This is a genomic window from Kitasatospora sp. MAA19, assembly GCF_029894125.1.
Lineage (GTDB): Bacteria > Actinomycetota > Actinomycetes > Streptomycetales > Streptomycetaceae > Kitasatospora.
The window spans coordinates 207,176-226,870 of the sequence record NZ_JARXYZ010000004.1 but is presented as its reverse complement, the minus strand read 5'-3'; the positions used below and the strand labels follow the sequence as shown (position 1 = coordinate 226,870).

The window sequence follows — 19,695 nt, the reverse complement described above, 5'->3', positions numbered from 1 at the left end:
GGGTGGTCTGTGCTGGGGAGGGATTCGGCAATTCGAGGGACGCTCCGCGGTCGGCACCCGTCAGGATCTGAGGTTGCCGTCGCTGCGATGTGTCCCGATCGCCATGTAGAGGTTCGCAAACCTCGGGCCCGGATACAACCCCCTTCAGGGAGGAATTTTTGATTCTTCGGTGTCGCCTAGCTCACAGCCAGTACTTCTATGGAGTGAAGGGGGCTTGTGCGTTCGAGAAGAAGGGTGAAACCCCCTTCCGGTCACACAATCACACGCAGTGCCCGCCGTACGCCTGTGAAACTGACGCGACTCCTGTCTCCAAGGTGATCCCCGTCAACCTGGAACGGGGCGGGTTCCTCTGAAACCAAGGTGAAGTGTCTGACGTCGTGATAGGTGACGACGTGCTTGCCGGACGGGCCGGCCGGCGGGGCGCCGTCGCTCGAAGGCGTGTGCGACCGCAGGATCTGACGGATCGTTCGAGCGGTGCCGAACGCCGTCATCCGAGTGATGCCGAAGACGTCGAGATCGGTGTCGAAGGAGGCGAGCGGCGAGGGGTACACCGGACGGTTGCCGAGGAACGTCCACGGCGAGGTGTTGCTGACTATGGTCAGCGCCAGGCCCGGCAGGTCCTGGTGGCCCGGCAGTTCCAGGGTCACCGGGCCGGAACGGCGTTGCTCACGCTGGGTGACGTAGTGCCGCAGCGCCTGCCCCACGTAGAGGGCGTGGGTGGACTTGCGCCCCGCCCGGCGCTGCTCCTCGACCCGGCCGACCACCCCGGCGTCGAAGCCGAGGCCGGCGGTGAAGGTGAACCAGCGGTCCGGCAGCCCCTCGGTCATCGCCTTGCCCAGGCCGACCGGCCGCTCGCGCCCGTGCTCCAGCGCGTCCAGCAGGGCGCCGGTGGCCTCCACCGGGTCGTTGGGCAGGCCGAGCGCACGGGCGAACACATTGGTCGAACCGCCCGGCACCACGGCCAGTCGCGGGACCTTCTCGCCCGGGCCGTGCGCCAGCAGCCCGTTCACCACCTCGTTGACGGTGCCGTCACCGCCGAGCGCGACCACCAGGTCGACCGTGCCGTCCTCGGAGGCCGCGCGGGCCAGGTCACGCGCGTGGCCCCGGTACTGCGTCTCGGCCACGTCCAACTTGAGGTCGCTGCGCAGCGCGTGGATCAGCACGTCCCTGGTGCGGCCACTGGTGGTGGTGGCGTTGTGGTTCACGACCAGGAGAGCGCGCATGGGGAAAGCCTACGGGTCGGTACGGACCAACCGGCGGCTACCCTGCTGGAGTGACCGCAGAATCCTCCGCACCCGTACCCACGGCGGCCCCGGCCCGCCCCCTGCCGCTGACCGTGGGCGCCGCCATCACCGCCCTGGAGGGCGCCGCGCTGGCCGTCGTCGGCGTCTGGGACATGGTGTCCGCGCTGTCCGGCCAGTCCAAGCAACTCGTCCTGAACGAGTTCGGCGGCGTGGTCATCGTGCTGCTCGGCGTGCTGCCGGTGCTGGCCGCCCGCGCGCTGCTCAAGGAGCGCCGTTGGGGCCGCAGCCCGGCCGTGCTCACCAACTCGATCTGCCTGCCGATCGGGTACTACATGCTGGAGAGCGGCGGTGTGATGGTCGGCGTCGGCGTGCTGGTCGGCCTGCTCGGGCTGGTGGGCATCGGCTCGCTGCTGAACCCGAAGTCGACGGCGGCCCTGTACGCTCCGCGCGAGGACTGAGCACACAGGGCCGCCGGGACCGGCCGCCGGTTCGGCGGCCGTCGGTCCTACTCCTCCACGAGGAGCTTCTCCCGCAGCTGGGCCAGGGTCCTGGCCAGCAGGCGGGACACGTGCATCTGGGAGATCCCCACCTCGGCGGCGATCTGCGACTGGGTCATGTTCCGGAAGAACCGCAGCACCAGGATCTTCTGCTCCCGGGGCGGCAGTTGGGCCAGCAGCGGCTTGAGCGACTCGCGGTACTCGACGCCCTCCAGCGCCTCGTCGGTGGCGCCCAGGGTGTCCGCCACGGCCGGCGACTCGTCGTCGCTGTCCGGCACGTCCAGGGACAGCGTGGAGTACGCGTTGGCGGACTCCAGGCCCTCCAGGACGTCCTCCTCGGAGATGCCCAGGTGCTCGGCGAGCTCGTGCACCGTGGGGGAGCGCCCGTGCCGCTGGGAGAGCTCGCTGGTCGCCGTGGTGAGCGACAGCCGCAGCTCCTGGAGCCGGCGCGGCACCCGGACCGCCCAGCCCTTGTCGCGGAAGTGCCGTTTGATCTCGCCGACGATGGTCGGCGTGGCGTAGGTGGAGAACTCGACCCCGCGCTCGTGGTCGAAGCGGTCCACCGACTTGATCAGGCCGATGGTGGCGACCTGGGTCAGGTCGTCCAGCGGCTCGCCCCGGTTGCGGAACCGCCGGGCCAGGTGCTCGACCAGCGGGATGTGCATCCGCACCAGCTGGTTGCGCAGCTCGACGCGCTCCGGGGAGCCCTCGGGCAGCACGGACAGCCGGACGAACAGCGCGCGGGCCGCCTCCCGGTCCGGGGCGCCCGAGCGGTGCGGGGCCTGGGTGGGCACCGCGCCGCGCAGGTCCCCGGTCCCGTCCGCCGGATCGGGCGGGGGCGGGGAGGCGGGCGACGGATCAGACGTCGGCTCGGTCGGGTGGCTCATCCGGTGGGCGTCCTTCGGGTGCGCTTCGTCGTTGGCGGCGAGGCCAGGGACGCTCGCCTGGGTCGGTACGGCAGGTCCCGCCGTCGCGAGGCCGGTACGGTCCAGATCACTCACGGCCATTCCCCCGTTCCGTTCCGGGAGCACCGGGGCCTCGGGGCCCCGGCATCGTCTCGTTGGTCGTACCGCGTGGGGGCGGTACCGGGCGCCGTCCGCCCGGCCCCGGATCGGGTGCCGGGCGGACGGCCCTTGTGCGGTGCTGCTGTTCGACGTCCCGCCTAGTGGGCGGAGGGGCCGCCGCGCTTCTTGTGCAGGCTGATCGACACGGTCTTGTCCTCGGCGACCGAGGAGTCGACCTCGCCGGCCAGTGCGGAGAGCACCGTCCAGGCGAAGGTGTCCCGTTCGGGCGCCTTGCCGTCGGTGGTCGGGGCGGCGACGGTCACCTTCAGCGAGTCGCCGACCAGCCGGAACTCGCAGGACAGGACGGAGCCGGGCACCGCCTGCTGGAGCAGGATGGCGCAGGCTTCGTCCACCGCGATCCGCAGGTCCTCGATCTCGTCGAGGGTGAAGTCGAGCCGCGCCGCCAGGCCGGCTGTCGCTGTTCGCAGGACCGAGAGGTAGGCCCCTGCCGCGGGCAGCCGGACCTCCACGAAGTCCTGCACTCCGGGCTCGCCGTTGATCTGGGACACCCTCACCTCCTGGGTGACGCGCTGTGCTTCCGGGCCGGTGGCCGCGGCACTGTCTGTTGCTTGGCTCAACTGCTTCGCCCCAACTGTCCAGAGGGGTGGTGCGGTACGTACCGGTCATACCCTTCGCAGGGCGACCGGACGCCGCGTATCCGCCTGAGACCTTACCGCTTCCCGCACGCCGGCCAGGGCTCGGGAGTCACTCATGGTAAGCCATCGCGACGCAGGGTGGCAGGGGTTCAAGGCGGTCCGTTCAGCGGCCGCCGGCGGCGGCGAGGGCCTCGCCGGTGAGCCGGTAGACGCTCCAACCGTCCATCGGCACCGCGCCGAGGGACTTGTAGAAGTTGATCGAGGGCACGTTCCAGTCAAGCACCGACCACTCCATCCGGGAGTAGCCGCGTTCGACGGCGATCCGCGCCAGTTCCAGCAGCAGCGCCTTGCCGTGGCCGCCGCCGCGGGCCTGCGGGCGGACGTACAGGTCCTCCAGGTAGATCCCGTGGGTGCCGCGCCAGGTCGAGAAGTTGAGGAACCAGATCGCGAAACCGACCGGTTCGCCCGTGGTGTCGTCCTCGGCGATCAGGCCGAACACCGCCGGGGCGGCTCCGAACAGGGCGTCGCGCAGCTGTTCCTCGGTGGCCACGGCCTCGTGCGGGGCCTTCTCGTAGTCCGCGAGCTCGCGGATCAGGGCGTGGATGACGGGAACGTCGGTCACGACGGCGGTGCGGATCATGCTGCGAGCCTACTGCGCGGGCCCCGTCCCGGCCCAGGACCGGACGGGGTCCGTTCGGCGATCCGCCTGCCCGGGCGGCGGACCGGTCAGCGGGCGGGGACGGTGCCCAGGTAGGCGGCCAGCGCGGAGATCGCGGCCGGGTTGCGCGGGCTCTCCACCAGGTCGACGTAGTCCAGCACGAAGATCCGGTCGTTCCTGATCGCGGAGACGCCGGCCAGCGGCGGGAAGGACGTGAGGAAGTTCCGCTTGGCCTCGGCGCCGGTCTCGCCGTAGTCGTTGATCACGATCACCTCGGGGTCGCGCTGGACGACGCTCTCCCAGCCGGTGGTGACCCAGGAGTCCGCCAGATCGCCCATGACGTTGGTGCCGCCGGCCTTGGTGATGATCTCGTCGGCCGCGGCGAACCTGCCCGCGGTGTACGGCTTGTCCTGCCCGCTGTCGTACAGGAACACGGAGGGCCGGCGCCCGGGCTGCGGGACGGCGGCGACCTGCGCCTTGAAGTCGGCGATCAGCTTGTCGGCCCGGTCCCGGACGTCGAAGACCTCGCCGAGGTTGGCCAGGTCGGTGTAGAGCGCGTCCAGCGGGGACATCACGCCGCGCTCGGTGCCCTTGCCGCTGCGGCAGGACTCGCTGAGCACGTACGAGGCGATGCCGAGGTCCTTGAGCGCCTGCGGGGTGAAGCCGCTGCCCTCGTCGAAGCCGTAGTGCCAGCCGGCGAAGACCAGGTCGGCCTTGGCGCCCAGCACGATCTCCTTGGTGATCTGCTTCCTGGAGAGCCAACCGGTCTGCCGGTAGCCGTCCTTCCAGGCGACCTGGTCGACCTTGCCCTTGTCGTCGGGCATCACGTAGCCGGCCATCCGGTCGGCGAGGCCGAGGGCGAGCATCAGCTCGGTGATGCCGACGTCGTTGGTCACCGTCCGGGCGGGCTTCTGCGGGAAGGTGAGCTTGGTGCCGCAGTTCTCCACGGTCACCGGGTAGTGGGCGGAGGCGGCGGTGGAGTCGGCGCTCGGGGCGATCTCGGCGCCGCAGGCGGTGAGTCCGAGGGCGAGCAGGGCGGTGGCGGCAACGGCCTTGGTGCGCACGGGCCTTCTTTCGAGGTCGAACAGCTTTCGGGGTCGATCGGTCTGCGGGGTCGATCAGTCTTCGGGGGTGGGCCGGATCCGGTCGAAGAGGAGTTGGACGGCGCCGGTCACCGGGTGCCGCACGGGGGTGGCCCGGACGCCGAACACCTCGGCCAGCAGGTCGGTGCGGAGCACCTCGGCGGGCGGCCCCGAGGCGACGATCCGGCCGGCCCGCAGCACGTACAGCAGGTCGCAGTGGCCGGCCGCCAGGTTGAGGTCGTGCAGCGCGGTGAGCACCGTCGGACCGGCCTGCCGGACCAGCGCCAGGACGTCCAACTGGTGGGCGATGTCCAGGTGGTTGGTGGGCTCGTCCAGCACCAGCAGCCGGGGTTCCTGGACCAGTGCGCGGGCGATCAGCACCCGCTGCTTCTCGCCGCCGGACAGGCTCAGGAAGCCCCGCCCGGCCAGGTGTTCGGCGCCGACCCTGCGCAGCGCCCCCGCGCAGCGCGCGTGGTCGCCCGCGCCCGGGCCGCCCAGCCCGCGCCGGTGCGGCAGCCGGCCCATGGCGACCACCTCGGCGACCGTGAAGTCGAACTCGGCGGAGTGTTCCTGGGGCAGCGCGGCCACCCGTCGGGCGGCCTCGCGCGCGGTGAGCGCGTGCAGGTCGTCGCCGTCCAGCCGGACGGCCCCGGTGGCGGGCCGCAGCGCCCGGTAGACGCAGCGCAGCAGGGTCGACTTGCCGCTGCCGTTCGGCCCGACCAGCCCGACCACCTGCCCGGCGGCGGCGTCCAGGGCGACGTCGTGGACCAGCCGGGCGCCGGCCAGTTCGACCGAGACGGAGTCCAGGGTGAGGTCCATCAGCGGCCTCCGAAGGAGTAGCCGCGCCGGCGCATCAGCAGCAGGAAGCAGGGCACCCCGAGGACCGCGGTGACCACCCCGACCGGCAGTTCGGCGGGCGCCAGCAGGGTGCGCGAGACGATGTCCACCCAGACCAGCAGCAGCGCCCCGGCGAGCGGCGCGACCAGCAGCACCCGGCGGTGTCCGGCGCCGACCAGCATCCGGGCCACGTGCGGCACCATCAGCCCGACGAAGCCGATCGCCCCGCTGACGGCGACCACCGTGCCGGTGACGGCGGCGGTCACCACGAACAGCTCGCGGCGCAGCCGGTCCGGGTCCACGCCGAGCGAGGCGGCCGTCTCGTCGCCCATGGCGAGCGCGTCCAGCCGGCCGGCCGCGCAGGCCAGGTACGCCAGGCCGGCCAGCACGGTGGCGGCGGCGATCGGCACCGAGCCCCAGGTGGCGCCGCCGAGGCTGCCGAGCAGCCACATCATGGCGTCCCGGGCGGCCTCGCCGCGGGCGGCCGCGAAGACCATCAGCGCGGTGAGCGCGGAGAAGCCGTAGGAGAGCGCGGTGCCGGTGAGCACCAGCCGCAGCGGGGTGAGCCCGTAGGCGGTCCGCGCCGCGAGGTAGACCAGCACCATGGCGAGCAGCGCGGAGCCGAACGCGGAGACCGAGATGGCCCACACCCCGAGCGAGGCGAAGGCGCCGAGCAGCAGGACGGCGTTGGCGCCGACGGCCGCGCCGGAGGAGACGCCGAGCACGAAGGGATCGGCCAGCGCGTTGCGCACCAGGGCCTGTACGGCGACCCCGGTGGCGGCCAGCCCGGCGCCGACCACGGCGGCCAGCACGGTGCGCGGCAGCCGGATCTCCCAGACGATCGCGTAGGCAGCGGCCTCGCCCGCCTCCAGCCGTCCGCCCGTCAGTCCGGCGGCCAGCAGCCGCAGGGCGCGGGGCAGGCCGATCCCGGCGGCGCCCAGGGCGACCCCGCAGACCAGTGAGAGCAGCAGGGCGGCGGCCAGGCCGACGGCGAGGGGTGCGGCGGGTATGCGACGGGCGGGTGGGCTCACCGCGCCGCCGCCCACGGGTGCGGTGCTCACGCGCACCTCCGGGTGGTTCTCTCGCTCCGCTCGTCCACGGGTGCGCCTTGCCTCGGGCCGCGGGTGTGCGGGGGCGGGCGCCGGACGGGCGCGGGCCCGGGCGCCATCCCCTCGCAGTCCACGGCGAGTTGTCGGGAGGTCGGCGGCCGAGGGCGATCGGGCTGGCACGGCCGACGGGCCGCGCTCACCGTTGCGGGTCAGCGCCGGATTCACACCGGACTTCCCCCTCGGACGCCCTGGCAGCATAACAGCCACTCAGGCCAGGCAACCCTTACCGGGGCCGGGATCGGGCGTGGACGCACGACCGCCCCCGTCCGGCGCTGCGGACGGGGGCGGTCGGGTGGCGACGCGTCAGGCTCAGGCCTGCTTGGTCTCCCAGAAGATCTTGTCGACCTCGGCGATCAGGTCCAGCAGGGCCTGGCCGGTGGCCGGGTCGGTGGACGCCTTGGCGGCCGAGGCGGCCTTCAGGGTGTCGTTGACCAGCTGGTGCAGCTGCGGGTACTTCTCGAAGTGCGGGGCCTTGAAGTAGTCGCTCCACAGCACCGAGATGTGGTGCTTGACGGCCTCGGCGCGCTGCTCCTTGATGATGATGGCGCGGGCGCGGAAGTGCGGGTCCTCGTTGGCCTGGTACTTCTCCTGGGTGGCCTTGACCGACTCGGCCTCGAGCCGCGCCTGCGCCGGGTCGTACACGCCGCAGGGCAGGTCGCAGTGGGCGTGGGCGGTGGCGCGCGGTGCAAACAGACGAGAGAACATGGGAGTCCTTCCTTAGATCGTCTTCCCGCGCCCGAGATTACCCTTCCGCCCCCGCCGTTTCGCGATCGGGCGGTGGGCCTAGGGCAAAAGGCGGACCCGCAACCGGGGTATTCCGGACATCGAACAGGGTGACGGTCCGTACGGCAGACTGGGACCGGGTGGTCCGGGAGGAGGAGTCGTGGCGCGGAGCACGGAACCGGAGGGCACGGAACCCCAGGGGCGGGGCCGGGGCGGCGGCGCGGTGCCGTTCGGGCTGGTCGACGTGGCGGGCCCGTCGATGGTCCCGACCCTGCGCGAGGGCGACCAGCTGCTGGTGCGCTACGGCGCGCCGATCCGGCCCGGCGCGGTGGTGCTCTTCCGGCACCCCTTCCAGCAGGACCTGCTGGTGGTGAAGCGGGCCGCCGAACGGCGCCCCCGGGGCTGGTGGCTGCTGTCCGACAACCGGCCGGTGGACAGCGACAGCCGCAGCTACGGCCCGGTGCCGGACGAACTGGTGCTCGGCCGGGTGCTGCTGCGGCTGCGCCCGCGCCCGGCCTGGCTGGCGCCGGGACGCCGGCTGGAGCGGCTGCTGCTGACCACCCGGCTGGCCCGGGTGCCGGGCCTGGCCCGCCGCCTGGGCGTCTGGGCGGAGGAGCTCTAAAGGCGCCGCTTACCCTGCGGCGCCGAGGGCCGCGGCCTCCGCCTCCTGGCGCTTGCGGGCCCGGTACGCGGCGACGTTGGCGCGGGTCGCGCAGCGGTCCGAGCAGTACCGGCGGGAGCGGTTGGTCGAGGTGTCCAGGTAGGCGTTGCGGCAGGGCGCGGCCTGGCAGATGCCGAGCCGGTCGGCGCCCAGCTCGGTCAGGTGGACGGCCAGGCCCATGCAGGCGACCGCGCTGAAGTGCGCGGTGGCGGTCGGGGAGTTGTCGGCCAGGTGCAGGTGCCAGCGCGGCCGGCCGGCGTCGTCCAGGAAGTCGTGCCCGGAGACCAGCGGGCTGACCGGGTACTCCATCAGCAGGCTGTTCAGCAGGTCGACGCCCCGGATCTCGTCGCCCTCGGCGGCGGCCTCGAAGACCCCGCGCAGCCTGGTGCGCACCGCCCGCAGCCGGGGCAGGTCGGATTCGTCGGCCTGTGCGGCGGCCCGTGAGGAGTCGGAGAACAGGGCGCGCACCGCGTCCACGGACGTCAGCGCGTCGGTGCCGCGCTCGGGCTCCTCGGTGTTCACCAGCCGAACGGCGAGATCGGCGTACGAGGCGAGCTCCACGGAGGTCCTTCCAGAAGGGTCGGTAACGGGCTGACTGCGTCCAGCCTATTACCTGGGTGGGGAAAACGTCGGCGCCCGGCAGGAGCAGCCTGCCGGGCGCCGACGGTACGGGCTCTACAGCACCTTGGAGAGGAACGCCCGGGTGCGCTCGTGCTGGGGGTCGGTGAGCACCTCGCGGGGGTTGCCGGACTCGACCACCACGCCACCGTCCATGAACACCAGCGCGTCGCCGACCTCGCGGGCGAAGCCCATCTCGTGGGTGACGACCACCATGGTCATGCCCTCCTCGGCGAGGCCGCGCATGACGTCCAGGACGTCGCCGACCAGCTCGGGGTCGAGCGCCGAGGTGGGCTCGTCGAAGAGCATCAGCTTGGGCTTCATGGCCAGCGCGCGGGCGATCGCGACGCGCTGCTGCTGGCCGCCGGAGAGCTGGGAGGGGTAGTTCCTCGCCTTGTCGGCGAGGCCGACCCGCTCCAGCAGGCTCATCGCCCGCTCCCGGGCGACGGCCTTGCTCTCGCCCTTGACCTGGACCGGGGCCTCCATGACGTTCTCGACGGCCGTCATGTGCGGGAACAGGTTGAAGCGCTGGAAGACCATGCCGATGTCGCGCCGCTTGACGGCGACCTCGCGGTCCTTGAGCTCGTGGAGCTTGTCGCCCTTCTGCTGGTAGCCGACCAGTTCGCCGTCCACCCAGAGGCGGCCGGCGTTGACCTTCTCCAGGTGGTTGATGCACCGCAGGAAGGTCGACTTGCCGGAGCCGGACGGGCCGATCAGGCAGAACACCTCGCCCTGTCGGACCTCCAGGTCGATGCCCTTCAGCACGTGGACGGCGCCGTAGGACTTGTGGACGTTCTCGGCACGGACCATCGGGTGGCCGGTGGCGGTGGCGTCGGCCGGGGTCTTGCTCAGATCGGTCATACGTGACCACCTCCCTCAAGCCCCGGGACGACGTCGGCGCCGGTCTTCGGGGTGGGCCTTCCGGCGAACAGGCCCCGCAGCCGCTGCAGCGGGGTGGGCGGGAGGGTCCGGTTGGAGCCGCGGGCGTAGTAGCGCTCGATGTAGTACTGGCCGATGGTCAGCACCGAGGTGAAGAACAGGTACCAGAGGCTGACCACGATCAGCAGCGGGATGTTCTGGTAGTTCCGAGAGTAGATGACCTGGCCGGCCCGGAAGATCTCCTCCAGGGAGATCACGCTGACCAGCGAGGTGGTCTTGAGCATCGAGATGGTCTCGTTGCCGGTCGGCGGGATGATCACCCGCATGGCCTGCGGCAGGACGATCCGCCGCATGGTCTGGAACCGGCTCATGCCCAGCGCGTGGGCGGCCTCGGTCTGCCCCTCGTCCACCGACTGGATGCCGCCGCGGACGATCTCCGCCATGTAGGCGGCCTCGTTGAGGCCGAGGCCCAGCAGGGCGGCGACGAAGGTCGGGATCAGGACGTTGGTGGACTCGGACCAGAACTCCGGTCCCCACGGGACGCCGATCGACAGCTTGGCCCAGATCAGGCCGAGGAAGTTCCAGAACACCAGCTGCACCAGCACCGGGGTCCCGCGGAAGATCCAGATGTAGAGCCAGGCGGTGCCGGAGAGCAGCGGGTTCGGGGACAGGCGCATGACGGCGAGGGCGATGCCGCCGACCACGCCCATCAGCATGGCGAGGACGGTCAGTTCCAGGGTGACGACCATGCCGTGCACGATGCTGTCGTGGAACAGGTACTGCCCGACGATGTCCCACTTGAAGGCGGGATTGGTGAAGAGGGCGCTCAGCAGCATCGCCGCGAGCAGGGCGATGACGACGGCGCCCGCCCAACGTCCGGGGTGGCGGACCGGGATGGCCTTGATGGTCTCAGGCCGTCCCTCCTCCGCCCGCCCCTTGTCCAGAGAGTTCACGGTGTGGCCTCGGGTGAGAGATGGAGCAGGGGGACGGTCAGCTCGCGGCGCCGTTGATGACCGACTTGTCGAGGGCGCCGGCGTCGACACCCCACTTGGTGAGGATCTGCTTGTAGGTGCCGTCGTCGATCAGCGACTGGACGGCGCCCTGGATCGCGGGGGTGAGCTTGGAGCCCTTGGCGACGGCGACGCCGTAGGGGGCCACGCCGTAGGTGGAGCCGAGCTTCTCCAGCTGGCCGCCGGACTGCTTGATCGCGTAGTCGACGACCTGGGAGTCGGCCATCAAGGCCTGGTCGCGGCCGGAGACGACGGCGTTGGTGACGTCCGTCTGGAGGTCGAACTTGTCGCCGTCGTTCGGGATGCCCGGCTTCCCGGCCTTGGCGCAGTCCGGGTTGCGGGTGTCCTTGATCTCGTCGGCCTGGGTGGTGCCGGTCTGGACGGCGACCTTCTTGCCGCAGAGGTCGTTGGGGTCGACCTTGTCGGGGTTGCCCTTCTTGACCGCGACGGCGCTGCCGGAGTTGAAGTAGGTCACCATGTCGACGATCTGCTCGCGCTCCTTGTTGTCCGTGAAGGACGACATGCCGAGCTGGAACTTGTTCGACTGGATGCCCGGGATGATCGCGGTGAAGCCGGAGTCCTGGACGTCGGCCTTCAGGCCGAGCTTGGCCGCGATGGCGTTGGCCAGGTCCACGTCCATGCCGATGACCTTGCCGCTGTCGTCCTTGAACTCGTCCGGCGCGTACGAGGCGTCCGAGCCGACCACGAGCTTGCCGGAGGACTTGACGTCGGCGGGGACGAGGGCGGCCAGCTTGTCGTCGGCCTTCACCTCGTTGACGGTCGCGGAGGCGTTGGGCGCGCCGCCGCCGTTGTCGCTCTTGCTGCTGCTGCAGCCGGTCAGGACAAGGGTCACGGAGGCGGCAACCGCGCCGGCTGCGAGGAGCCGGGTGCGCTGGGTACGGGCGGTCATGAGGGGGATCTCCTCCTGAGGGAGAGGTCGGGCGGAGCGCGCCGCGGGGGGCGGCACACCGGGGTACGGCGCTGTACGGGTGTATTTCGCTGTACGTCGTCGTACATGCAGGGCCGGGTGGTGCGGTGCCTGTGCGGGCGAACCGCGCAGGGTGGTGCGGGGTACTGCGTGCGCCACCCTCCGCCGAGGTGGACGTCGAGCGAACCGCCTCGACCAGGGGCCGGCTCGATCCGAGATGGGGGGAATCCTGCCATCTGAGGACGGTCAGATGGCCCTCATCCAGGTCAAAATCGGATAACGAGGGTTCTGGTTGTCCGCTATTCGGACTTATTCAGCGTCCCTGTCACTCCGTGCATAAGTATGCAGATCCCGCTGTCAGGTGGCCGGAGGCCCGCCGCCCGGCGCGACAGTGGAGCGCGGGTGGACGCGACATGGCGGACGGGCGATCCCGCCATCCCGCCCTGCCGGGCCCGGCGGCGGGTGTGTCAGAATTCGGTACCGGGTGACCCCCGAACGCTCGAACCAGACCGACGAGTCCCGACAGGCTCGGGGTGTCCGGGAACGGAAGTCATCACGTGGCTCCGTATCCGGGGCGCCGACTCCCCTTCGCGTCTGCGTTCACTCCTGCGGGTGCGCGTGCGCCATCGCCGTCGCCGCCGCCGGAGCCCGGCGCTTCCGACGCCGGGCCCCAGTGACGCGACAGCTCGGCGATGAACTGCACGTGACGAGGACGAAAAGGCATAGGTGCGATGCCTTTGTCCGTCCTACGCTCGGCCCGGAAGCACAACGCGGACAAACAAGACCCATAAACCCTCATCCGAGGGCGCCGCCCGACGGCAGCGCCCCGACCCAGCCCCCGGGTCCGCTTCGGCGTACCCGGTTTCCGGTTTCCGGACGGGTCGTCCTGCCCGTCGGTCGTGCACCCTCGCCAGATCAATGACGAAGAGGTCATCGTGGCAGCGGAGATCATGCACAGCAGCACCCAGGACACCGACGATCCGATCGACGCCGTCTTCGCGCTCCACCGCGGCGGCAAGATGGAGATCCGGGCGACCGTCCCGGTGCGCGACGCGGACGACCTGTCCCTCGCCTACACCCCGGGTGTCGCCCGCGTCTGCACGGCCATCGCCGAGCAGCCGGAGCTGGTCAACGACTACACCTGGAAGTCCAACACCGTCGCCGTGGTCACCGACGGCACCGCCGTGCTGGGCCTCGGCGACATCGGCCCGGAGGCCTCCCTGCCCGTGATGGAGGGCAAGGCCATCCTGTTCAAGCAGTTCGGCGGCGTGGACGCGGTGCCGATCGCGCTGGCCTGCACCGAGGTCGACGAGATCGTCGAGACCGTGGTCCGGCTGGCCCCCTCCTTCGGCGGCGTCAACCTGGAGGACATCTCCGCCCCCCGCTGCTTCGAGATCGAGCGCCGGCTCCAGGAGGCCGTGGACATCCCGGTCTTCCACGACGACCAGCACGGCACCGCGATCGTCACCACCGCCGCCCTGTGGAACGCGGCCGCGGTGACCGGCCGCGAGATCGGCTCGCTGCGGGCCGTCATCTCCGGCGCCGGCGCGGCCGGCATCGCCATCGCCAAGATGCTGGTGGCGGCGGGCATCGGCGACGTCGCGGTCTGCGACCGCAAGGGCGTGGTGTACGACGGCCGCGGCGACCTCACCGACGTCAAGGCCGAGATCGCCGAGCTGACCAACCGCACCGGCCTCAAGGGCTCGCTGGCCGAGGCGCTGGCCGGCGCCGACGTGTTCATCGGCGTCTCCGGCGGCACCGTGCCGGAGGAGGTCGTCGCGACCATGGCAGAGGGCGCGTTCATCTTCGCGATGGCCAACCCCACCCCGGAGATCCACCCCGAGGTCGCGCACAAGTACGCGGCGGTCGTCGCCACCGGGCGCAGCGACTTCCCGAACCAGATCAACAACGTGCTGGCCTTCCCCGGCATCTTCGCCGGCGCCCTGCAGGTGCGGGCCAGCCGGATCACCGAGGGCATGAAGCTGGCCGCCGCCAAGGCGCTGGCCGGCGTCGTCGCCGACGAGCTGACGCCGCAGAAGGTGATCCCGTCGCCGTTCGACGAGCGGGTCGCCCCGGCGGTCACCAAGGCCGTCGCCGAGGCGGCCCGGGCCGAGGGCGTGGCCCGGATCTGACGGTCCGAACCCCGCCGACGGCCGGGGCCGGGACACGCGTCACACCCACGCGTGGTTCCCGGCCCCGGCCGTCGCGGCTATCGTCCGCAGCATGTTTGCTGCCTACGCCGCACGTATCGACGCCGACGACCCGCTCAGCGGGCTGGAGTTGGGCGAACTCCCCGAGCCGCAGGCCCGTCCCGGGTGGAGCCTGGTCACGGTCAGGGCCGCCAGCCTCAACCACCACGACCTGTGGTCGCTGCGCGGGGTCGGCCTGCCCGCCGGGAAGCTGCCGATGATCCTCGGCTGCGACGCCGCGGGCGTCGACGAGCACGGCAACGAGGTGGTCGTCCACTCGGTGATCGGCCAGACCGGCCACGGGGTGGGCCCGGACGAGCCCCGCTCCATCCTGACCGAGCGCTACCAGGGCACCTTCGCCCAGCAGGTGGCCGTGCCCACCTGGAACCTGCTGCCCAAGCCCGCCGAGCTGAGTTTCGAACAGGCCGCCTGCCTGCCCACGGCCTGGCTGACGGCCTACCGGATGCTGTTCACCAACGCCGGGGTCAGGCCCGGTGACACCGTCCTGGTGCAGGGGGCGGGAGGCGGCGTGGCGACCGCGCTGATCGTCCTCGGCAAGGCCGCCGGGCTGCGGGTCTGGGTCACCGGCCGGGACGAGGCCAAGCGCCACCGGGCGGTCGAACTCGGCGCCGACGCCGCCTTCGAGAGCGGTGCCCGGCTGCCCGCCCGGGTGGACGCGGTGATGGAGACGGTCGGCGCCGCCACCTGGTCGCACTCGGTGAAGGCGCTGCGCCCGGGCGGCACCATCGTCATCTCCGGTGCCACCTCCGGCTCCAACCCGAGTGCCACCGAGCTGAACCGGATCTTCTTCCTGGAGCTCAAGGTGGTCGGCTCGACCATGGGCACCAAGGAGGAGCTGGCCGGGCTGCTCTCGCTCTGCGCGACCACCGGCGTCCGGCCGGTGATCGACTCGGTGCTGCCGCTGGCCGAGGCCCGGGACGGCTTCGCGCGGCTCGCCAAGGGCGACGTCTTCGGCAAGATCGTGCTGACCCCGTGAGGCGCTGACGTCGTGCGGTCCTGGCGTCGGACGGTCCTGACCTCGTGCGGTCCTGACGCGGACCGGCCCGGCACGCTCCGCGGAGCGTGCCGGGCCGGTGATGCGGTCCGGTGTTCAGCCGAGCAGGCGCTTCAGCCGCTCGCCGGCCGCGCCCAGCACCGAGCGGGCCTCGGCCAGCCCGTCGGCGCTCACGACGCCGTCCCGGGCCGCGTCGCGGACCTGGTCGCGGAAGCGGTCGAGCAGCCGCTCCAGCTCGCGGGCCGGGTCGCCGGCCGGGTCGGTCCGCGCCCACGGCGGCAGGTCGGCCGGGGCGGTCGGGGTGGTCGGCCCGTCCTTGTCCAGGTCGATCCGGGTGACGGTGACCTGCTCGGCCGGCTCGTCGGACGGCTGGCCCCAACGGGCCGCGTCGGCCAGCCCCGACAGGCCCTTGGTCAGCTCCGACAGTCCCTCGGCCAGGCCGGTCGGCCAGTCGCCCTTCGCGGCGTGCTCGCGCACCTGCTGCTCGACCCGGCGCTTGATCCGCAGCGCCTCCTGCTGCGCGGCCGTCCGTGAGGCCTTGGCCTGCTCGCGCAGCCGGCGGGCCTCCTCCTCGGCGGCCTTCGCCTTGGCCTTGGCCGCCTTCTCCTGCTCCCGGGCGCGCTTGGCCTGGTCCTTGGCCTGCCGCTTGAACTGGGCGAACTCCTCCTTGGCGCGCTGCCAGGACTCGTTGTCACCCCACGGGCCGGACCACGGGTCCCCGCCCTCGGCGCGGTCGGGCCGGGGGGCCTGCTTGGCGGCCTGCCACAGCTCCTCGCGCAGATCCTTGGCGCTGTCCCGGACGTCCTCGCGGATCGCCCCGGCCAACTGCGCCACGGAGTCGTGGATCTCCAGCTCCAGGTCGTCCAACTCGCCCCGGCGGGCTTCCAGTTCGGCGCGCCCGGCGTCGGTCAGCCGGTAGACCTTGCGGCCGCCCTCGGTGCTGTGGGTGACCAGGCCCTCCTGCTCCAGCTTCGCGAGCCGGGGGTAGACCGTCCCGGCGGAGGGCGCGTACAGGCCCTGGAAGCGCTCCTCCAGCAGGCGGATCACCTCGTAGCCGTGCCGCGGGGCCTCGTCGAGCAGCTTCAGCAGGTAGAGCCGGAGCCGGCCGTGGCCGAACACGGGCGTCATCTCAGGCCTCCTTGGTGAGGTCGGGCTTGCCGAGGCCGGCCGGGAGCTCCTTGACGACCACCGGCGCGTCGTCCTCGGGGTCGGGGCGGCGCAGCACGGTGATGCCGCCGGAGACGGTGGTCACGGAGAGGCTGCCCCGGCCGTCGCCGAGCTGGCCGGACAGGCGCTTGGCGCCCCAGCTGCCGCTCAGCTTGAGCCCCTCGAAGGTGCTGGAGATGTCGCCGCTGGTGGAGCCGGCCTCGACCTTGGCGTCGGTGACCGAGGGGATCCGGATCACGACCGGGCCGCTGACGGTGGCGACCTTGACGTCGGCCGGGCTGGAGACGTCGAGGTCCAGGGTGACCGCGCCGGTGACGGCGTTGGCCTGGACCCGGTCGGCGGTGCCGGCGACCACGGTGAGCTGCCCGGAGACGGTGTTCACCTTGAGCTGGCCGGCCACCGACTGGGCGTCCACGTCGCCGGTGACGGTGTTGGCGTCGGTGCGGCCGGTGAGCCCGACCAGGGTGGCGTCACCGCTGGCGCTCTGCACCGAGACGTGCCCGGTGATGCCGGAGACGGTGGCGTCGGCCGAGACGGTGCCGACCTTGACCTCGGCGTCGGCCGGGACGGTCAGGGTGATGCCGGCGACCCGCTTGCGCTTGAAGGAACCGAAGAAGCCCTTGACGGCGTCGACCGACTTGAGCCGGTCGCCGAACTCGCCCCAGCTGTTGATGTCCTTGTAGGTGATCGTCAGGACGCCGTCCACCAGGGTCACGTGCAGCGGCTCGCCCTGGAGCTCGGTGACCTCCAGGCGGGCCGGGCCCTCGGCCGCCACCACGTTCACCGTGCCGTCGATGATCCGCACGTGCAGCGCCCGGACCGCCTCGTCGATGGTGATCCTGTCGGGTCCTTCGACCGTCCACTGGCTCATCTCTGCCGCCTCCCGTTGCCGATCGCGATGTATCGCGTTCTCTGGTAAAGACGATATATCGCGTGCCGCGCAAGTCAAGCGTGCCCGCCCCGATCGCGGCCCCGAGTCGTCCCTGAACCGTCCCCGAGGCGCCCCCTACGGGGAGGCCGGGGCATGCGAGGGGCCCGGGAGGCAATCGCCTCCCGGGCCCCTCACCAGCGGTTCACCAGGTCACTCGTCGTCCTCGTCGTCGAGCCGCGCCAGCCAGGTGGCCAGCCGCTCGACCGGGATCTCGAAGTCCGGGTTGAGGTCGACGAACTCGCGCAGTCGCTCGGCCAGCCACTCGAAGGTGACCTCCTCGTCGCCGCGCCGGTTCTCCAGCTCCTCGATGCCGCGGTCGGTGAAGTACACGGTTCACTCCGGTCCGGTGGGGATTGACCTGGTCAGGATAGTCGGGGCGGTCAGCTGGCCCGCCAGGTGCTGACGGTGACCTTGGCGGCGCCGGTGGTCGGATCCGCCGCCTCGATCGCCGCGACGGCGACGTTGTGGGTGACCCGGTCGCGGACGCACAGCAGGCGGCCGGGCGCGACCCGGTTGTACGAGAGGTCGGTGTCCGGTCGGGAGTCGATCGCGGCGGCGCACTGCTCGGCGGTGACGGACGCCTCGGTGATCACCGCGAAGTCCGACCGGTCGTCCCCGGTGCTGGCGAAGGAGTTGGCCTTGCTGCCGCTGGCGTTGTTGGTCACCCCCAGGCCCCACTTCAGGTCGTTGGAGTGCGGCACCACGGTGCCTGCGTCCAGGTCGATCCGGTAGGCGTCGGAGGAGTAGTCGGCGCCGGGAATGGCCAGCGACTTCTTGTCCAGCATCGGGGTGTAGCCGGTCGGCCGGGCGGGGGCCGAGACGGAGCTCTGGGCGGACTTCGAGGGCGCGGCCGTCACCGGGGTGTCGGAGGCGGTGGCGCTCGGGCTGGGGATGGTCTGGGCGGGCGCGGGCGGCTTGGGCTGCCCGGTGGGCTGCTGCGAGGTCGTCGCGGCGGCGTCGCTCTTCCTGCCGTCGCCCAGCTTCTTCATCAGCACCACGCCGCCCGCCGTGCCGCCGATCGCCATCACCAGGGCGACGGTGAGTAGCACCTTCCAGGAGACCCCGCCCTTGCGCTTGGGCTCCGGCTCGGGCTCCGGGGTGCCGGTGACCACCGGGCCGGGCGGCGGGGTGTCGTAGGACGGCGGCTCCGGGTGGAGCCGCGCGGTCGGCGGGGCGGACAGCACCGGCGCGGTCGGCGTCTCGGTGGGCGGCTGCGGGGCGCCGTACGCGCCGAGCGGCGGCGGTACGAAGCCCGGCGGCGGCCCGGCGGGCGGCTGCGGCGGCCGGACGGGCGCGGTGGCCGGGTGGGTCGGCGCGGCGGCCGGCGGCGGGGGAGTGGCGGGGGCGGCCGGCAGCGGGGTGGGCGGAGTCTGCGGGAGGTTCGAGCGGCGGGTGATCTCGGTGTTGACCTGCCGCGGCAGCCAGTCGTCGCCGAACCGCAGCTGGCCGCCGACCTCCGGGTGGTTGCGGGCGATCCGGATGATCTCGGCGGGCAGGGGCCGGTCCTCCGGGGACTTCGCCAGGCAGCGCTCGACCAGCTCGCGCAGGTCCGCCGGGACGGCCGTCAGGTCGGGCTCCTCGTGCACCACCCGGTAGAGCACCGCGGTGTCCGGCCCGTCGCCGAACGGCGCGGTGCCGCCGGCCACGTACGCGGCCAGCGCGCCGAGCGCGAAGACGTCGGTGGCCGGGGTGACCGGGCGGCCCTGGGCCTGCTCGGGGGACATGAAGGCGGGGGAGCCGATCCGGTAGCCGGTGCCGGTCAGTGCGGTGGCGTCGGCGGCCCGGGCGATGCCGAAGTCGATCACCCGCGGGCCGTCCCCGGCGACCAGCACGTTGGCGGGCTTGAGGTCGCGGTGCACCACCTCGACGCTGTGGATCGCCTGCAGCGCCTCGGCGATGCCGCCGATCAGCAGCAGCACGGTGCGCACCGGCAGCGCGCCGTGCTCGCGCACCACCTGCTGCAGGGACGGGCCCGGGACGTACGCGGTGACCAGCCAGGGGGCGTCCGAGTCCAGACCACCGGAGTCGATCACCTGCGCGGTGTAGAGGCCGTGGATCCGCTGGGCGTTGCTGACCTCCTGGGCGAAGCGGCGGCGGAACTCGCCGTCCTCGGCGAACTCCGGGCGGACCACCTTGAGGGCGACCGGGCGCCCGCCCGGCGTGTACGACAGGTAGACCCGGCCCATGCCGCCGGCGCCGAGCCGGGCGAACAGCCGGTAGCCGCCGACCTCCCGGGGGTCGTCCGGGTGCAGCGGCTGGAAGACCGGTGGGAGCTGGCTGGCGTCCCGTGGCGTGTCGGCGGTCATGCGGTGTTCCCCCTGGGAGAGCGGTGCGGTCGTCCGACCAGGGCCGGGGCGCGATGACGGGCGCCGGGCGGCGATCTGGCGAGGCATAACCTATCGATCCGCCAGGTGACCGTGCAGGGCGGTGTCGGATTGGTTGCAGAGCCGCGACCTCGGCACGACGGCAGTGCGAAGCGCGAACGCC

20 protein-coding genes and 1 riboswitch are annotated in these 19,695 nt (G+C 72.2%); of the genes, 4 read left to right on the top strand and 16 right to left on the bottom strand.

The features are described from left to right. Window positions 1-251 precede the first annotated feature (251 nt). Window positions 252-1,223 carry a diacylglycerol kinase family protein gene (locus P3T27_RS08965; protein WP_280676159.1) on the bottom strand — a complete coding sequence of 324 codons (972 nt, stop codon included), beginning with the start codon at window positions 1,221-1,223 and terminating at the stop codon, window positions 252-254. 50 nt (window positions 1,224-1,273) lie between these two features. Between P3T27_RS08965 and P3T27_RS08960 the strand changes: the two genes are divergently transcribed. Further along, window positions 1,274-1,702: a hypothetical protein gene (locus P3T27_RS08960; RefSeq protein ID WP_280676157.1), complete on the top strand. Its 429-nt coding sequence runs from the start codon at window positions 1,274-1,276 to the stop codon at window positions 1,700-1,702. A gap of 47 nt (window positions 1,703-1,749) precedes the next feature. Here P3T27_RS08960 and P3T27_RS08955 read toward each other — a convergent pair whose 3' ends face one another. The 7 genes from P3T27_RS08955 to sodN all read right to left on the bottom strand — a co-directional run bounded on the left by P3T27_RS08955 (window position 1,750) and on the right by sodN (window position 7,792). Beyond that, window positions 1,750-2,742 (bottom strand): RNA polymerase sigma factor SigF, encoded by a 993-nt coding sequence (locus tag P3T27_RS08955; RefSeq protein ID WP_280676156.1) that lies wholly within the window; start codon window positions 2,740-2,742, stop codon window positions 1,750-1,752. A gap of 161 nt (window positions 2,743-2,903) precedes the next feature. Continuing rightward, the gene (locus P3T27_RS08950; protein ID WP_280676153.1) at window positions 2,904-3,314 is read right to left on the bottom strand and encodes an anti-sigma regulatory factor; all 411 of its coding nucleotides are present in this window, start codon (window positions 3,312-3,314) and stop codon (window positions 2,904-2,906) included. A 250-nt stretch (window positions 3,315-3,564) separates the two neighbouring features. After that, window positions 3,565-4,041 (bottom strand): GNAT family N-acetyltransferase, encoded by a 477-nt coding sequence (locus P3T27_RS08945; RefSeq protein ID WP_280676151.1) that lies wholly within the window; start codon window positions 4,039-4,041, stop codon window positions 3,565-3,567. Between the two features lie 86 nt (window positions 4,042-4,127). Continuing rightward, the gene (locus P3T27_RS08940; RefSeq protein WP_280676149.1) at window positions 4,128-5,123 is read right to left on the bottom strand and encodes an ABC transporter substrate-binding protein; all 996 of its coding nucleotides are present in this window, start codon (window positions 5,121-5,123) and stop codon (window positions 4,128-4,130) included. A 54-nt stretch (window positions 5,124-5,177) separates the two neighbouring features. Next, window positions 5,178-5,960, bottom strand: a complete 783-nt coding sequence (locus P3T27_RS08935; RefSeq protein WP_280676147.1) for an ABC transporter ATP-binding protein — start codon at window positions 5,958-5,960, stop codon at window positions 5,178-5,180. Next, window positions 5,960-7,009: an iron ABC transporter permease gene (locus tag P3T27_RS08930; RefSeq protein WP_280676611.1), complete on the bottom strand. Its 1,050-nt coding sequence runs from the start codon at window positions 7,007-7,009 to the stop codon at window positions 5,960-5,962. The genes P3T27_RS08935 and P3T27_RS08930 overlap by 1 nt, the downstream gene beginning before the upstream one ends. A gap of 159 nt (window positions 7,010-7,168) precedes the next feature. Then, window positions 7,169-7,307: riboswitch (cobalamin riboswitch) on the bottom strand. Between the two features lie 89 nt (window positions 7,308-7,396). Then, window positions 7,397-7,792 (bottom strand): superoxide dismutase, Ni, encoded by a 396-nt coding sequence (gene sodN, locus P3T27_RS08925; RefSeq protein ID WP_280676144.1) that lies wholly within the window; start codon window positions 7,790-7,792, stop codon window positions 7,397-7,399. 241 nt (window positions 7,793-8,033) lie between these two features. Here sodN and sodX point away from each other — a divergent pair, with 241 nt between their 5' ends. Further along, window positions 8,034-8,432 carry a nickel-type superoxide dismutase maturation protease gene (sodX, locus tag P3T27_RS08920; protein ID WP_280676609.1) on the top strand — a complete coding sequence of 133 codons (399 nt, stop codon included), beginning with the start codon at window positions 8,034-8,036 and terminating at the stop codon, window positions 8,430-8,432. 9 nt (window positions 8,433-8,441) lie between these two features. Here sodX and P3T27_RS08915 read toward each other — a convergent pair whose 3' ends face one another. The 4 genes from P3T27_RS08915 to P3T27_RS08900 all read right to left on the bottom strand — a co-directional run bounded on the left by P3T27_RS08915 (window position 8,442) and on the right by P3T27_RS08900 (window position 11,888). Further along, entirely contained in the window at window positions 8,442-9,032 is a 591-nt protein-coding gene (locus tag P3T27_RS08915; protein WP_280676142.1) for a CGNR zinc finger domain-containing protein, read from the bottom strand. A gap of 114 nt (window positions 9,033-9,146) precedes the next feature. Beyond that, the gene (locus P3T27_RS08910; RefSeq protein WP_280676140.1) at window positions 9,147-9,950 is read right to left on the bottom strand and encodes an amino acid ABC transporter ATP-binding protein; all 804 of its coding nucleotides are present in this window, start codon (window positions 9,948-9,950) and stop codon (window positions 9,147-9,149) included. Continuing rightward, window positions 9,947-10,921 (bottom strand): amino acid ABC transporter permease, encoded by a 975-nt coding sequence (locus P3T27_RS08905; protein WP_280676138.1) that lies wholly within the window; start codon window positions 10,919-10,921, stop codon window positions 9,947-9,949. The genes P3T27_RS08910 and P3T27_RS08905 overlap by 4 nt, the downstream gene beginning before the upstream one ends. A gap of 37 nt (window positions 10,922-10,958) precedes the next feature. Next, window positions 10,959-11,888: an ABC transporter substrate-binding protein gene (locus tag P3T27_RS08900; protein WP_280676136.1), complete on the bottom strand. Its 930-nt coding sequence runs from the start codon at window positions 11,886-11,888 to the stop codon at window positions 10,959-10,961. 953 nt (window positions 11,889-12,841) lie between these two features. On the opposite strand from P3T27_RS08900, the gene P3T27_RS08895 reads away from it, so the two are divergent. Next, window positions 12,842-14,038, top strand: coding sequence for an NADP-dependent malic enzyme (locus P3T27_RS08895; RefSeq protein ID WP_280676134.1), 1,197 nt, complete (start codon window positions 12,842-12,844; stop codon window positions 14,036-14,038). Window positions 14,039-14,129: 91 nt separating this feature from the next. Then, complete coding sequence (locus tag P3T27_RS08890; protein ID WP_280676132.1) at window positions 14,130-15,092, top strand: zinc-binding dehydrogenase; 963 nt, start codon at window positions 14,130-14,132, stop codon at window positions 15,090-15,092. 114 nt (window positions 15,093-15,206) lie between these two features. Here P3T27_RS08890 and P3T27_RS08885 read toward each other — a convergent pair whose 3' ends face one another. The 4 genes from P3T27_RS08885 to P3T27_RS08870 form a co-directional block, all read right to left on the bottom strand. Then, window positions 15,207-16,238, bottom strand: a complete 1,032-nt coding sequence (locus P3T27_RS08885) for a PadR family transcriptional regulator (RefSeq protein ID WP_280676130.1) — start codon at window positions 16,236-16,238, stop codon at window positions 15,207-15,209. Between the two features lies 1 nt (window position 16,239). After that, window positions 16,240-17,148, bottom strand: coding sequence for a DUF4097 family beta strand repeat-containing protein (locus P3T27_RS08880; protein WP_280676128.1), 909 nt, complete (start codon window positions 17,146-17,148; stop codon window positions 16,240-16,242). 210 nt (window positions 17,149-17,358) lie between these two features. Next, entirely contained in the window at window positions 17,359-17,538 is a 180-nt protein-coding gene (locus tag P3T27_RS08875) for a DUF6104 family protein (RefSeq protein ID WP_030057990.1), read from the bottom strand. A gap of 50 nt (window positions 17,539-17,588) precedes the next feature. Beyond that, window positions 17,589-19,514, bottom strand: coding sequence for a serine/threonine-protein kinase (locus tag P3T27_RS08870; protein ID WP_280676124.1), 1,926 nt, complete (start codon window positions 19,512-19,514; stop codon window positions 17,589-17,591). Window positions 19,515-19,695 lie beyond the last annotated feature (181 nt).

Coding starts and splice junctions, on each gene's coding strand:
- P3T27_RS08965 (WP_280676159.1), bottom strand. CDS start 1,223: ATGCGCGCTCTCCTGGTCGTGAACCACAACGCCACCACCACCAGTGGC.
- P3T27_RS08945 (WP_280676151.1), bottom strand. CDS start 4,041: ATGATCCGCACCGCCGTCGTGACCGACGTTCCCGTCATCCACGCCCTG.
- P3T27_RS08935 (WP_280676147.1), bottom strand. CDS start 5,960: ATGGACCTCACCCTGGACTCCGTCTCGGTCGAACTGGCCGGCGCCCGG.
- sodN (WP_280676144.1), bottom strand. CDS start 7,792: ATGTTCTCTCGTCTGTTTGCACCGCGCGCCACCGCCCACGCCCACTGC.
- P3T27_RS08910 (WP_280676140.1), bottom strand. CDS start 9,950: ATGACCGATCTGAGCAAGACCCCGGCCGACGCCACCGCCACCGGCCAC.
- P3T27_RS08900 (WP_280676136.1), bottom strand. CDS start 11,888: ATGACCGCCCGTACCCAGCGCACCCGGCTCCTCGCAGCCGGCGCGGTT.
- P3T27_RS08890 (WP_280676132.1), top strand. CDS start 14,130: ATGTTTGCTGCCTACGCCGCACGTATCGACGCCGACGACCCGCTCAGC.
- P3T27_RS08885 (WP_280676130.1), bottom strand. CDS start 16,238: ATGACGCCCGTGTTCGGCCACGGCCGGCTCCGGCTCTACCTGCTGAAG.
- P3T27_RS08880 (WP_280676128.1), bottom strand. CDS start 17,148: ATGAGCCAGTGGACGGTCGAAGGACCCGACAGGATCACCATCGACGAG.
- P3T27_RS08870 (WP_280676124.1), bottom strand. CDS start 19,514: ATGACCGCCGACACGCCACGGGACGCCAGCCAGCTCCCACCGGTCTTC.